Origin of the sequence: Clostridium chrysemydis (genome assembly GCF_015234215.1) — a bacterium.
GTDB classification, from domain to species: domain Bacteria; phylum Bacillota; class Clostridia; order Clostridiales; family Clostridiaceae; genus Clostridium; species Clostridium chrysemydis.
The window spans coordinates 12,103-25,551 of the sequence record NZ_JADEKP010000012.1 but is presented as its reverse complement, the minus strand read 5'-3'; the positions used below and the strand labels follow the sequence as shown (position 1 = coordinate 25,551).

14 protein-coding genes are annotated in these 13,449 nt (G+C 27.5%); 5 read left to right on the top strand and 9 right to left on the bottom strand.

Annotated elements, in window-relative coordinates:
* Positions 1-224 precede the first annotated feature (224 nt).
* Positions 225-1,697 (top strand): AcpB/EbpR/MafR family transcriptional regulator, encoded by a 1,473-nt coding sequence (locus INR60_RS16245; protein ID WP_194192539.1) that lies wholly within the window; start codon positions 225-227, stop codon positions 1,695-1,697.
* A 20-nt stretch (positions 1,698-1,717) separates the two neighbouring features.
* Here the strand turns inward: INR60_RS16245 and INR60_RS16240 are convergent, their stop codons facing one another.
* Together INR60_RS16240 and INR60_RS16235 are read right to left on the bottom strand one after the other, a co-directional pair.
* The gene (locus INR60_RS16240; RefSeq protein WP_194192538.1) at positions 1,718-3,154 is read right to left on the bottom strand and encodes a potassium/proton antiporter; all 1,437 of its coding nucleotides are present in this window, start codon (positions 3,152-3,154) and stop codon (positions 1,718-1,720) included.
* Positions 3,155-3,386: 232 nt separating this feature from the next.
* Positions 3,387-3,722 (bottom strand): winged helix-turn-helix transcriptional regulator, encoded by a 336-nt coding sequence (locus INR60_RS16235; protein ID WP_194192537.1) that lies wholly within the window; start codon positions 3,720-3,722, stop codon positions 3,387-3,389.
* A gap of 132 nt (positions 3,723-3,854) precedes the next feature.
* Between INR60_RS16235 and INR60_RS16230 the strand changes: the two genes are divergently transcribed.
* Positions 3,855-4,250, top strand: coding sequence for a pyridoxamine 5'-phosphate oxidase family protein (locus INR60_RS16230; protein ID WP_194192536.1), 396 nt, complete (start codon positions 3,855-3,857; stop codon positions 4,248-4,250).
* A 45-nt stretch (positions 4,251-4,295) separates the two neighbouring features.
* On the opposite strand, the gene INR60_RS16225 is transcribed toward INR60_RS16230, so the two are convergent.
* The 3 genes from INR60_RS16225 to INR60_RS16215 are packed head-to-tail and all read right to left on the bottom strand — an operon-like array spanning position 4,296 to position 6,110.
* Positions 4,296-4,892 carry an NAD(P)H-dependent oxidoreductase gene (locus INR60_RS16225; protein ID WP_194192535.1) on the bottom strand — a complete coding sequence of 199 codons (597 nt, stop codon included), beginning with the start codon at positions 4,890-4,892 and terminating at the stop codon, positions 4,296-4,298.
* Positions 4,893-4,907: 15 nt separating this feature from the next.
* Positions 4,908-5,621, bottom strand: coding sequence for a pirin family protein (locus INR60_RS16220; RefSeq protein WP_194192534.1), 714 nt, complete (start codon positions 5,619-5,621; stop codon positions 4,908-4,910).
* A gap of 48 nt (positions 5,622-5,669) precedes the next feature.
* Positions 5,670-6,110, bottom strand: coding sequence for a MarR family winged helix-turn-helix transcriptional regulator (locus INR60_RS16215; protein ID WP_194192533.1), 441 nt, complete (start codon positions 6,108-6,110; stop codon positions 5,670-5,672).
* Positions 6,111-6,299: 189 nt separating this feature from the next.
* Here INR60_RS16215 and INR60_RS16210 point away from each other — a divergent pair, with 189 nt between their 5' ends.
* On the top strand, positions 6,300-6,632 hold the full coding sequence (locus tag INR60_RS16210) for a DMT family transporter (RefSeq protein ID WP_194192532.1): 333 nt from the start codon (positions 6,300-6,302) through the stop codon (positions 6,630-6,632).
* A 4-nt stretch (positions 6,633-6,636) separates the two neighbouring features.
* Positions 6,637-6,948: a DMT family transporter gene (locus INR60_RS16205; RefSeq protein ID WP_194192531.1), complete on the top strand. Its 312-nt coding sequence runs from the start codon at positions 6,637-6,639 to the stop codon at positions 6,946-6,948.
* Between the two features lie 45 nt (positions 6,949-6,993).
* On the opposite strand, the gene INR60_RS16200 is transcribed toward INR60_RS16205, so the two are convergent.
* Positions 6,994-7,671, bottom strand: a complete 678-nt coding sequence (locus tag INR60_RS16200; protein WP_194192530.1) for a Dph6-related ATP pyrophosphatase — start codon at positions 7,669-7,671, stop codon at positions 6,994-6,996.
* A gap of 234 nt (positions 7,672-7,905) precedes the next feature.
* On the opposite strand from INR60_RS16200, the gene INR60_RS16195 reads away from it, so the two are divergent.
* Positions 7,906-8,823: a Gfo/Idh/MocA family protein gene (locus tag INR60_RS16195; protein WP_194192529.1), complete on the top strand. Its 918-nt coding sequence runs from the start codon at positions 7,906-7,908 to the stop codon at positions 8,821-8,823.
* A 61-nt stretch (positions 8,824-8,884) separates the two neighbouring features.
* On the opposite strand, the gene INR60_RS16190 is transcribed toward INR60_RS16195, so the two are convergent.
* The 3 genes from INR60_RS16190 to INR60_RS16180 all read right to left on the bottom strand — a co-directional run bounded on the left by INR60_RS16190 (position 8,885) and on the right by INR60_RS16180 (position 13,201).
* The gene (locus INR60_RS16190; RefSeq protein ID WP_194192528.1) at positions 8,885-9,460 is read right to left on the bottom strand and encodes a helix-turn-helix domain-containing protein; all 576 of its coding nucleotides are present in this window, start codon (positions 9,458-9,460) and stop codon (positions 8,885-8,887) included.
* A gap of 492 nt (positions 9,461-9,952) precedes the next feature.
* The gene (rlmH, locus tag INR60_RS16185; protein ID WP_194192527.1) at positions 9,953-10,432 is read right to left on the bottom strand and encodes a 23S rRNA (pseudouridine(1915)-N(3))-methyltransferase RlmH; all 480 of its coding nucleotides are present in this window, start codon (positions 10,430-10,432) and stop codon (positions 9,953-9,955) included.
* A complete protein-coding gene (locus tag INR60_RS16180; protein ID WP_194192526.1) occupies positions 10,433-13,201 on the bottom strand; it encodes a YfhO family protein in 2,769 nt (922 codons plus the stop codon).
* Positions 13,202-13,449: the final 248 nt, after the last annotated feature.

Below are 13,449 nucleotides of genomic sequence, written 5' to 3'. Positions count from 1 at the left end.
TGTTTTCCCCCTATGTTTTTCTTTTATTTTTAATTATATTTTAAAACATTTTAAAAACAACATAATATCAATTTTTTTCATATTTTGAAAAAATAAGAGGTAATTGTGTAAAATACTTACTTTAACTAAGTTGAAATGAGTTTATTTTTAAGTTATATTTTTAAATATAGTATTTGTATATTTTTACTAATGAATTTAAAAATAAATTTAGGAAGGTTTTTTATATGTTTAAAGAAGATTTACTAGAAGGCTCAGAAAAAATCCAATTTAATATTTTAAAAAATTTATTTATAAATAAGGGCAAGATGAATAGGTCTGACTTATGTGATAAGCTAGGTATTTCTTTGCCTACTTTAAAATCTCATGTTGAAAAAATAGACCACCTTTTTAGAACTGATTATAAGGCTAAAATAAGCATCTATTATACAAAGGATTTTATATTTTTAAAATACAAAGACGAGATACGATTAAAGTCTTTAATATTTTCCTATCTAGATAACTCTCCTAAATACAAAATACTAAATTATTTCTTTTTAAATAGTAGTGGAAAACTTACAGGAGTCAAGCTATCTGAAATCTTTAATATAAGTTTAGCTACTTTAAACCGAAAAATTATTGAGTGTAATCAAATCTTAAAAGAGTTTGATATATCAATTAAAAATTACGAACTAACAGGTTCTGAAATTCAAATTTCTTATTTTTATTATCTTTTCTTTTGGAATACAGAAGTTGATATTCCAAATATAAGATTAAGTGATTACAGCTTGATTACTATAATAGAAAAAACTTTAAATATATCTTTAAGCATCAAACAAAAACATTCTTTATACCTTTGGCTTAAAATCCTTATGGTTAGAAAAAAGTTTTTTAACTCTGACTTCTTAGAAGACTCATTTACTAAATCAAACTTAAATTTATTTAAAGAAACTGAAATCTTTAAAGAACTTAAGCTATTTTTTAAAAAAGATAGTTTGAATAAAAGTTCAACTACGTATTTAGCTTATTCTACACTTTGCTTTATTTTAAGTTTTAATATAGTTCCATACGATTTTATAAATAAAAATAAATATATAAATAATAGCTGTCCTTTTAAAATATTTAGTTTAGTGATTGATGAAATCGAAAATATATACCTTAAAAGCCCCAAAAATTTAAGTGAAGAATTAAAATTAAATATCTTAAACCTTTGTTTTAGAAACTATTATTTTAAAGGAGTTTTTTATTCTAACAACAAAGTTATAACAAGCTATTACCTAAATGATTTTAAAAGTTCTTTTAAAGATGATTTTACAAATAAATTATATTTAAAAATCACTAATTTTTTTGATTTTAAATACCCTATAGATAAAACTTACTTTAAGTTATGTATAATACTAACTTTAAATTATTTAGATGGAATATCTAAATATCATATTAGAATAGGGGTGCTATCTATGGCTGAAAACTTAATAATCAATTCAACTATAGATTACTTAAAAGGTTTTTTAAGTAAAAAATTCAATGTTTTAGTTGAGATATACGATGAAAATAGAACTGAAAACTACGATTTAGTTATAACTAATTTCAATATAGATTTTATTCCTAAAAACTATGATTACATCTATACCTTTACGAATCTAACTATAATGTACGATTTAAACAATGTAGTTAATATTATAAGTGAAATAGAAGAATCTAAACTAAAAAATAGACAGTAGCTTTAAGCTACTGTCTGTTTTTATACCTTTATATCTTGAAAAAATTTATCTACTACGTCTTTATTTTCACTTGTTAATACCATAACATCGTTAGGTTCTATAACTGTAAATCCTTTTGGTATGATTACTTTGTCATTTCTTTTAATCATAACTATTAAAATTTCATCTGGTATATCTAAATCCATAATTGCGTTTTTTGCTATTTTATTGTTGTCTCCGATTTTTATTTCAAAAATATAATCTTTTATTCTATCTTTTAATTTTTTAGTTTCTTTTACTTCCTCTTCTGAAATTAAATTCAACTTCTTAGCAAAGAAAGGTATAAGCGTCCCTTGAATCGCTACCGAAAAGAGAGCAACGAAAAATATTATGTGGAAAATATCACTTTCCATAGCTGATGTTCCTATAACTGCATATATAGCAAAAACTAAAGATGCAGCTCCTCTAAGCCCAACCCAAGAGATAAATGCTTGCTCTTTAAGTGGTATCTTAAAAGGAGTAAGTATTAAAAATACAGCTATCGGCCTTCCGATTAATATAAGGAATAATGATATAGCTATCCCTTCTACTGCAACATGTAGTATTTGAGATGGGAAGGCTAAAAGTCCAAGCATAAAGAATAACATTATCTGCATTATCCAAGATGATCCATCTAAAAAGTGATTTAAACTCTTTTTGTGAGGGATTTTTGAATTACCTATACTAATCCCTGCTATAAATACGCTAAGGTATCCATTCCCACCAACATATTCGCATACTGCATAAGATAAAAGTGCAACAGCAACTATAAATATAGGGTATAATCCTTCTATCTCAAATTCTACTTTTCTAAGTATGTATACTGCTATTTTTGAAAGAATAAGTCCTACTAAAACTCCAAATACGATCTGCTTAAATATCATTGAGAAAAGTCCTATTCCTAAAGGCTCACTACTTGTCATAAGCATTATCATTATGCTAGTTAACATATAAGCTGTAGGGTCATTACTTCCACTTTCAAATTCAACTAAAGTATCTATATTATGTTTTAGTTTTAGATTCCTAGAACGAAGTATAGACATAACTGATGCAGCATCTGTTGATGCTACTACACAACCTAATAAAAGACCTTCTATCATACTTGTTTTTAAAACATAATGACAAAATAAACCTGTAAGTCCTGCAGTTATAACTACTCCTAAAGTTGATAAAGTTATCGCAGGTTTTGCAATAGATTTAGCTTTTTTCCACTCTGTGCAAAAACCTCCGTAAAACATTATAAAGACTAATGCTATAGATGATAAGGTGTATGTTATATCGTAATTATCAAAATAAATTCCACCTATCCCATCAGAACCAAATAGCATCCCAATTATTATAAAGACTAAGAGTACAGGTACGCCCCATTTGTAAAAAACTTTACTAGATATAATGCATATAAGTAGTACTAAGCCACTTAGTATCATTAAATTTACCATAGTTAAAGTACCTCCCTAATTTAAAATATATTTTTTATTTTCCCTCCTTTTTCATTTTTAATTCTATAACTATACTTTTATTAAACCATAGTTTGCTTATTATTTTATTAAGAAAAATGAAAGTATTTTGATTTTAGCCGTCATTTTGTGTTATGTTTTTGTTAAATTGATAATTTTAATAGCTATTTTCAAAAAACCTTCGGCTAAAAATTTAGCTGAAGGTTTCTTCTATTTAAATATTTTTTTCTTTAAGAAATTCTATATATTCACTTCCCCAAACTTCTAAGCTCTCTAAAACTTTTTTAAACTTCTCTCCAATAGGGCTTAATGAATATTCCACCTTAGGCGGAATACTTGCATATTCTTTTCTTTCTATTAAACCATCTTGTTCTAAAGATTTTAACTGTCTTGATAAAGTAGTATGTGTCATTTCTGGAAGCCTACGCTTTAATTCATTAAATCTAACTTTGCCATCACTTAAATGGTATAAAATCAGCATAGACCACTTTCCAGTTAAAACTTTTTGAGACGTTACATACGGACAAACGCCGAATAATTCTTTTCCCATATTGCCTCCTTAGTATCATATTTGATAGTAGGTATCAAAACAAATCGTACTTACATTTAATATCATATTATATATAATAATACTATAATCGATTATAAAATAAAACTTGAAATCTTTTGGAGGTTATTATAAATGATAAATTTAGACTTTTTAAATAAAAATGTAATTGGAACTTTTTCTACTATAGATGGTGATTTAATTCAAACTAGGATGTTTCAATCTTTATGGGTTGAAGGAAATAAAGCATTCTTTTGTACTGGTGCTAAGAAAGATGTTTTTAAAGAATTAACTAAAAACAATTCTGTAGCTTTTTGCATTGAAAATAATCAATCACCTGTAGTTTCTATAAATGGATTCGTAACTTTTGTAGAAGATATTAACTATAAGGAGAAAGCATTTAAGATTTTACCTATGCTTGAAAAAATATATACTTCTCCTGAAAACCCTGACTTTAAAGTTTTTTATATAAACATAAAAGAAGTTAAAACTTTCAGCTTTGAAGAAGGTCCTAAAAAATATACTCTATAAAACAAATGCCAAAGTGAGAAATAAATCTCACTTTGGCATTTATTATTAGAATTTTAATGCTATATCTTTTGCTTTTTCTTTTCCTTCTGATACTAATTTATTAACATCAGCTCCTAAAACATCTAAGTTTTCTATAGCTATAGTCTTAGTATCTTCTATCCCAAAGAAACCTAAAATAGTTTTTAAATATCTATCTCCCATTTCGTAAGGTGAGTCTAAATACTCTCCTCCTCTAGCTGTTATGTGAATAGCTTTTTTATCTTTTAATAACCCTACTGGCCCGTCTTGTGTGTATTTAAAAGTTACTCCTGAAACACTTACGTAATCTATATAAGCTTTTAAAATAGCAGGTATACTTAAGTTCCACATAGGGGCTGCAATTACGTATTTGTCAGCATCTTTAAATTGGTATACGTATTTTAATAAAGGATCATTTTTACTGTTTTCATCTTTAGGACCAAATAATTTTCCTAAATCTTCACCTTTTAAGAAATCTATATTTTCTTTATAAAGGTCTAATGTGATTATTTCGTCCTTTGGATTTTTCTTTTTATATTCTTCTATAAAATAATCTGATACTTTAAAAGTTCTTGATTCTCCTTCTGGTTTTACGTTTGCTTTGATGTATAATACTTTACTCATAATCTTCTCTCCTTTTTATATATAAAGATGTTCATTTTTCTTCATTTCTATTAATATGAAATGTGAATCTTTATCTGATTTTATTTTAATATTTTCTTCTATTACTTCTAATGCATCTTCTTCTTTAAGGTTTATTCCGTTTATAGTAGATTCACCTTCTATTTGAACTAAGTATAATTGTCTTCCCTTATTTACATCAAAAGATAATTCTTTTCCCTTTTCTAAATAAGTCGTATAGATATTTATATCTTGGTGGATTTTTATAGGTGCATCTCCTTCATAACTAGAAACCATATGCATTAAATTATTTATTCTCTCTTCCCAGTTAAATTTAAATTCACCGTAGTTTGGCTCGTATCCGCTTTTATCTGGAATAATCCAAATTTGAAGTAATTTAAGTTTTTCATTACTTTTGTTAAATTCACTGTGGTTAACTCCAGTGCCAGCACTCATATATTGCATTTGACCCCTAGTTAGGACGCTTGAATTACCCATACTATCTCCGTGAGTTAGCTCGCCCTTTTCGATATAAGTTATAATCTCCATATCTTTGTGAGGGTGAGTGTCAAAACCTGATTCCGCTTCTATAGTTTCGTGATTTAAAACTCTAAGTACTCCAAAATTTATATTTAAAGGGTTAAAATATTCTGCAAAAGAAAAGTGAAAGTTACCGTGTAACCATCCATAATTACTTTTTCCCATATTCTCACTATTTATTCTTTTTATCATACCCTACCTCCTTTATCACTAATTAGTGATAAATCTATAAAAAAATTTTTATTTTTTGAATTTTTTAAGAATCTCCTTTAGCATTATTTTTTCCTCATCAGTTAACACACTAAATATATTACCTATATTTTTTATGTGTTTTGGTAAAATACCTTCAATAACCTCTTTTCCCTTTTCAGTTAAAGATATAATAGCAGATCTTTTATCTTCAGGGTCTGAATTCTTTTTAATTAATCCATCTTTCTCTAAGTTTTTTATAACTACAGTTATATTCCCTGAGGTAGTTAATATCTTTTCTATTATTTCGCATATTTTCAAATCACCTTTGTTATATAAAACTTCTAAAACTCCAAACTGTGCAGCTGTTAGCCCACTTTCTTTTATAGTTTTATATTCCTCTTTGTGAATTGTATGTTCTGCTCTAGTTAATGCAACTAATGTTTTTAGTGCTAAGTTATTATCGTTTATTAATTCTTTTACTCTATCCATAAATCAAGAATATCACTAGTTAGTGATATTGTCAATAATTATTATTGTTTAATTATTTATAGAAATTGACATAGTTTTTCTTAAATGTTAAAATGGCATTGTTTATCGGAGGGTTAAAAAGACCGGATAAGATATTTATCTTATCCGGCTTTTTTTTATTCTTAGAATATTTTAAATTGGAGGGATATTATGAATAAAGCTTGGATTTATGTTATTATAGGTGGATTTTTAGAAGTTTTCTGGGCACTTTGTTTAAAGAAATCTGATGGATTTACTAACTTAGGTTATACGATATTAACTATAGTTTTAGTAGTTATAAGCTTCTACCTTTTCTCAAAAGGAATGACTTTACTTCCTTCTGGAATAGCTTATACAGTCTTTACTGGAATCGGTGCTATGGGAACTATTATTTTTGGAATTTTAATTTTAGGTGAGAGCGTAAGCTTTTCTAAGATATTTTTTAGCGCTTTACTTTTTATAGGCCTTGTAGGTTTAAAAGTAAACTCTAAAGAGGAGGTGTAAGTTTATGGATTTAGTTTTTCTTATTTGTTCTGGCTTGTGTGAAGTCCTTTTAGTGTATTGCATGAAAAGGTCAGAAGGATTTACATATAAATTATGGTCTGCCCTTACTATTTTAGTTGCAGCTACTAGCTTAACTTTATTATCACTTGCAATGAGAACTACAGAAGCTGGAACTGCTTATTGTATATGGGTTGCTATAGGGTCTGTCGGCTCTCTTTTATTAGGTGCTCTTTTATTTAATGAGCATTTATCTAAAAAACAAATTTTTTACTTAATCTTAATTATAATCTCAGTTATAGGTCTTAAAGTATTTTAAAAAAAGAGCACTAATTACCCTTTTAAAGTAATCAGTGCTCTTATTTTATTTTAATTCTACTTTTAAATACATATATCTTCCGTCTGATGTGATTTCTCCGTCTTCTACTTTTATATCTTCTTTAAATATAGGACCACCTATAGTTACAGTATGAAACTCTCCGTTTTCTCCACAAGAATCTATACCTCTTTCTTCTAATTCTTTCATATAATCAAAAGTAAGTATTCTTCCAAGGTCCTCTTCTTTCATTCCTTGAGTAGTATCTATAGTTATAACCTTAGTTTTAAATCCTAGTGAAATAAATTCTTTAACTACTTCTTTGTGATCTATCTTCCAAAGGGGAACTCCGAGTTTAAGTCCTATACTATCAGTAACCCTTTCGTGCCAGCAGTCTTCTTCTGGAAGATCAATATCTCCAGTAACAAGTACATCTGCTCCCTTATCTTTAGCGTTTTTTAATATTTCTACAAAGACTTTTTCATAGTTTTTAAAATTTGCTGAGCCTGTATAAAGAGGAACTCCTATAGCCTTAGCTTGCGCTTTAAGTATATCTTTAAATAAACTGTGAGCTCTTGATCTATATCCCTCTTCTTCCATCATTACAACAATTCCTACTGCTGTCCCTTTTTTCATTGCTTTATATAAAGCTAACGTACTATCTTTTCCTCCACTATATGAAGCTATAAACTTTTTATTTGTAGCTCCTTCTATCCAGTTTTTCATATCTTTATCTCTCCAATTACATATATTATTTCATCCCTATTTCTTAGTGCTAATTCCGTTTCCCATATGTATTCATCAAAATTTACTATCATATAAAACTCCCAGTACTTTTATTATAATTACATTATCTTAATAAAAGTATATACCTCTATTTTTAAATCGTAAAATTTGCTAATGCTAAATTGTATATCTTATAATTAAAATATACTTTGGGTAAAAGGAGTTAATATTTTTATGAAAAATCTAAAAATTGGAATGGTAGGGCTTGGAGGAATTGCTCAAAAAGCGTATCTTCCTATACTTTCACAGGCTAAAAACTTTGAATTTGTTGGAGCGTTTACTCCAAATGAAGAAAAAAGAAACCGTATTTGTAAAGAATATAGAATAAAACCATTTTGTTCTATACAAAATTTAGCTGAGGAATGTGATGTTGCATTTGTTCATACATCTACAGAAACTCATTATAAAATAGTCAAAGAGCTATTAAACTTAGGCTTGCATGTCTATGTTGATAAACCTCTTGCTTCAACTGTAAAAGAAGGTACAGAACTTGTTGAACTTAGTAAATCTAAAAATCTTAAACTTATGGTTGGATTTAATCGTAGATTTGCTCCTATGTATAATAAAATAAAGATTGAATCTCAAAATATAACTTCGGTTAATATCTGTAAACATGCTTCTAATTCTATTAGAAACACTAATTTTAGCGAAACCTTATTAGATGATTATATACATATTGTAGATACAGCTGTATGGTTAGCAGATGGAGATGTTAACATAAACTCTGATGAAATATTGGTTAATGAAAATAATAATTTAGTTTTCGCAAATCATAAGTTTAAAGGTAATTCTTTTTCAATATCAACTTCTATGAGTAGGTGCGCTTGCACCAAGTTAGAGCAGGTAGAAATTATTTCTTTAGGTAAAATTCAAAGAGTTAAAAACCTTAATATTTTAGAGGTAGAATCTTGTGATAATCTAATTATAACTAAAAGTGGTGCTTGGGATAATATTTTAAAACAAAAAGGTTTTGAAGGCGCTATTAATCGTTTTATTGATTGTATAGAAAACAACTTGCCGCCAATTACTAGTGGTTACGAATCTCTAAAAGCCCAAAAATTAATAGAAAACATTATTAATATCCATAATTAATTTACATGAAAATAGTAGCTCCCATTTCAAATTGGAAGCTACTATTTTTAATGCTAGTAATTTAAAATAATATATAAATCATAATAAATCCTATTGTAATTGAAGCGAGTCCTGCTCCTATTGCTAATAAAAACTTTTGATATAACCTTTTGCCGTACTCTTGATTCTTCTCTGAGTCATCTAAACTTTTTCCTTCTATAAATGCAACAATCTCTTTATACGTTTGAATATTAAAATTCTTCTTATACTTTTCTACTCTAATTGAATAATATATCCCTAAAACAGCAATTATAGCCCAAATAACTATACCTGTATTCCCCATAAACTTCATAAGTGGAATAGGTAATATAATCATTAATATTAACAGTATAGAAAATATATTGCCTTCTCTCTTAAATTTACTTATATCTTCTGCATTAATCTTTTCTTTCATTTTTTCAAGGTCTCCTTTAACTAATACGTCAAGAGATACATTAAAAAGAGAACTTAATAATAATAAACTTTTTATATCAGGATAGTTTTTATTATTTTCCCAGTTTGAAATAGTTTGACGAGATACAAATATCTTTTCAGCTAATCCATCCTGTGAAAGTTTCATTTCTGTTCTGTGTTTTTTGATTTGTTTTCCAATCTCCATATAATGTCCCCCTTGCATCATTATCTTATAACCTTGAATAAATTTAAACTATCAAATATGTTTGATATTACCTGAATTAACTATGTCAAAAGTATTTTACATACGAAAATCGTAGATCTCCCAAACCATTGTACCATATTATGTAAAAATAAAATTTGTTGATGTTATTCCTTTTTCACATATAAAATTAACCTCAACCAATTATTGGTCAAGGCTTTAATAATAAATACTATTTTTATTCTTCTTTTCTTGAGTCATCTTTACTAATATGTTTTATTCCCGTAAAAATAAAACAAACTTTACCTAACCTTTATAAATACCTAATACTATATAAATATTATAAAAAAACACCTACTTAAATTTATTAGTAGGTGTTCACCTTGTGTAAGTTTATCTTACTAAATCAAAGATTTGGAGATGCTTGTAATGAAACATCTACTCACTTTCGTTCTTAGGTGTAAGTTCGCTTACCCAAATCAAAGATTTGGAAGCTTACTTATGGTACGGTTCTCCTTTACTTATTCTAAATGCTCTGTAGATTTGTTCTAGGAGCATTACTCTGAATAATTGGTGTGGGAATGTCATCTTTGAAAAGCAAAGTTTGTAGTTTGCACGTCTTCTTACTTCGTCTGAAAGGCCAAGACTTCCTCCAATTATAAAAGTTATGTTTGAGTTTCCAGTAACTGCGCATCTGTCTATAAATTTAGAAAATTCTTCTGACGTAAGATCTTTTCCTCCTAAATCTAATGCTATTACGTAATCTGTTTCTCTTACTTTTGAAAGGATTGTTTTTCCCTCTTTTTCTTTTATAAGAAGCTCATCTTTTTCTGATGCATTGTCTGGTGTTTTTTCGTCTGCAAGCTCAATTATATTAAGCTTGCAGTATCTTCCTAGTCTTTTAGTGTATTCTTTTATTGCTTCTTTTAAATATTTTTCTTTTAGTTTTCCAACTGTTACTAGTGTTATATTCATCTAGATTCTCCTATTTGAATTTTTGTATTTTTTCTCAAGTATTATAGATAAAATTAAGATTACTATTCCAAATATGCTGATAATTAAGCCTATGCTTAAAAGTGGAGTGCTATAAGTTAATTCTACTTTATGATTTCCTGCACTTATATTTGTTCCTAAGAATCCTGTGTTTACAGGGAAAGTATCTACTTTTTCTCCATCTATTTTAACAGTCCAACCTTTTGTGTAAGGGATTTGGAAAGTTAACACTCCAGAAACATTAGTTTTAACGTCTCCTGTGATTTTATCTTTTCCCATAGATGTTATATCCATCTTGTTTTCTCTTAATTTATCTAGATCATTTTTATAATTTTCAGAATTAAAGTTATATACTCCTATAGAGTCAAAGTTATATACTCCTGGCTCTGTAAATCTGATTTTAATAACTTTATCTTTTGGATTTTTGTAGTACCCTAAGTTAAATACTATATCATCCATTTTAAAGTACGCTGATGCATCTGTTTTATCTGTTTGAGTGAAGCTCTTTTTAACATCTCCGTAAGATGCTATTATTTTGTATCCGTCACCTTCGTTAAATTTCGTTATCTTCTTACCTCTTATTTTTATCTCATCTAATAAACTACCATCTTCTCCTAAATCTTCTATCTCGTCTCTAAGCTGCTTATCATAAGGTACAGGTTTAAATGTTAGATTTTCTAATCTTAAATACATATTTCCAGTATTTAAATCATCTAAGTTTAATACTAATTCTGAGCCTTCTTTAGGCACTATTATTTTATTTCCTTTAATCTTTACAGTGCTGTCTTCAGTGCTGTATGGAACTTTTTTAATTAAACTTTTATTTATCTTGCCTTTTTTTTCGATATATTTAGGATCAACACTTGCACTATAAGCTAAAGATTCTTCTTTTTGCATTGAATTTAACTTATTATAGTCTTCACTACTTATAACATTTGAATAAACGTATCCGAAGGGAAGTACATCCTTGTTTTCGTAAACACTAAACTTCTCTTTTGAATCTATTTTAACCGTTCCCTCATTTAAGTGAGATTCTAAGTCACTTTTTGCAATTAAATATTTTACACCTAATATATCTGTTATTATAGGTCTATTATCAACGTTTATAAGCGGACTGTTTGGAGTAAATGATCTATTTCCAAGTTCCTTTGAAAAGTCAGCTATACTTCCGTTGTTAACAGAAAGATATGAATCTATCCCGTTATAATTTCTAATAATAGAGTTATTTCTAGTCTTATCTCTAGAGACCCCATCGACTTTTCCTATCCTATAGAATGATTTGTCTTGCGACTTTATAAATTTGTCTTCCCCTGAAAAAGCGCCTGAATAAAACTTATTAGCATGACCTGATTTTTCAAACTCATCTATATAATCAAGTCCTTTATTACTATATTTATAAATAGTATTTATTCCTATATTTAAAACAAGGATTCCAATCATTATTATAAATAGTTTTCCTATATTCCTATCTTTGTAGTACATCTTCATTGCAAACACACAAAGCGCACCTAATATTATTATAGGGAAGAAAACTCCTTTTATATTAGGGAATATTAAAGCTACTGATGCAACTATTACATAAAATATAAGTATATAAATAGCTCTATTTATATCTTTCTTTTCAATTCTTTTAATATTATCTATTCCGACACAAATTATAATACTTGCCATAAATGCAAATATTAAAGTCCACCTGTTTGAAATAGATGAAAATCCATTCATTATAAGACCAAATACAGGTAATAAAGTCATAACTACAAAAATTATAAGCATATAAAAATATGTAGTATATTTTTTTCTAAGCCTTATAAATAAAGGTAAAAACATAAATACAATTATCGGTGAAGTTATTACTGTCCAAGAAGGACATCTTCCAACTGATATTGATGTAAGTATTAAGTTTATATAATATCCTGTTTTATAAACTACCTCAAACACATCTGAAATACTTCCTGAACTTCTTGAAGAAGAAAGTATAAAGTATATTGTAGGTAATAGAATAACTGCTGAGATTAAAATTCCGATTATAAAGTAAACAAATAAATTTTTAAAATACTTTATAAATTTAATATCAGAAACTCTCTTAATATCAAAATATCTTATCATAGCATAAATGAATGCTATTATCGCAATCATATAGCAAAAATAGAAATTTGAAATCATAGCAAATGCTACTACTATAGAGAATAAATATTTTTTTCTATTTTCTAAAACATACTCTACGCAAATAAACGCGAACGGTATTATTATAAGCGGGTTTATAAAATAAGGATGCCTTATAGCTTGAAATAAAACAAAGCTTGATAAAGCATATGAAATACTTCCAAGTGCTTGAGCTCTGTATGAAAATTTCATCTTTTTAGCATATAGCATAAATGCTAACCCTGCTACGTAAAGTCTAAGAACTATCAATACGTTAAAGGCTAGTTCTAACTTATCCATAGGAAACATAAGTGATAAATATGCAAAAGGATCTCCTAAAACATAGTATGAGTACGTTCCAATTATATCCGCCCCATAACCTATATTAAATGACCATTCGTTAATCCCACCAAAAGGATTCTTTAAAAAACCCCTAACTAACTCATTAAAATCATATAGTATTGGATAATGCTGATACATTCCATCAGCAGCCCATATAAAACTTCTATTATGCAGTTTAAAATAAACAATAAAGCCAAGTATAAATACCGAAAAAATTACAGTATAAATAAATAAAGACGACTTCTTTAACTTTTCTAGAACCTTCATTTATGTCCCCTCTTTCAAAATAAAAAATAGTGTATTTCTACACTCTACATTTTATAATACCCTATTATTTTAACCCTTTTATTAACAAAATATTAAGTAGCTTTATATATATATAAAATTTATGAAACAAATCTCTTAATATATTGTTAGAATATTAATACCCCTATTTGAATATACTTTACTATAATACAAGCACTAGTTCTTTTTAGAGTCTCCTTAACAAATAAGTATAGTTATACTTTCAAAAC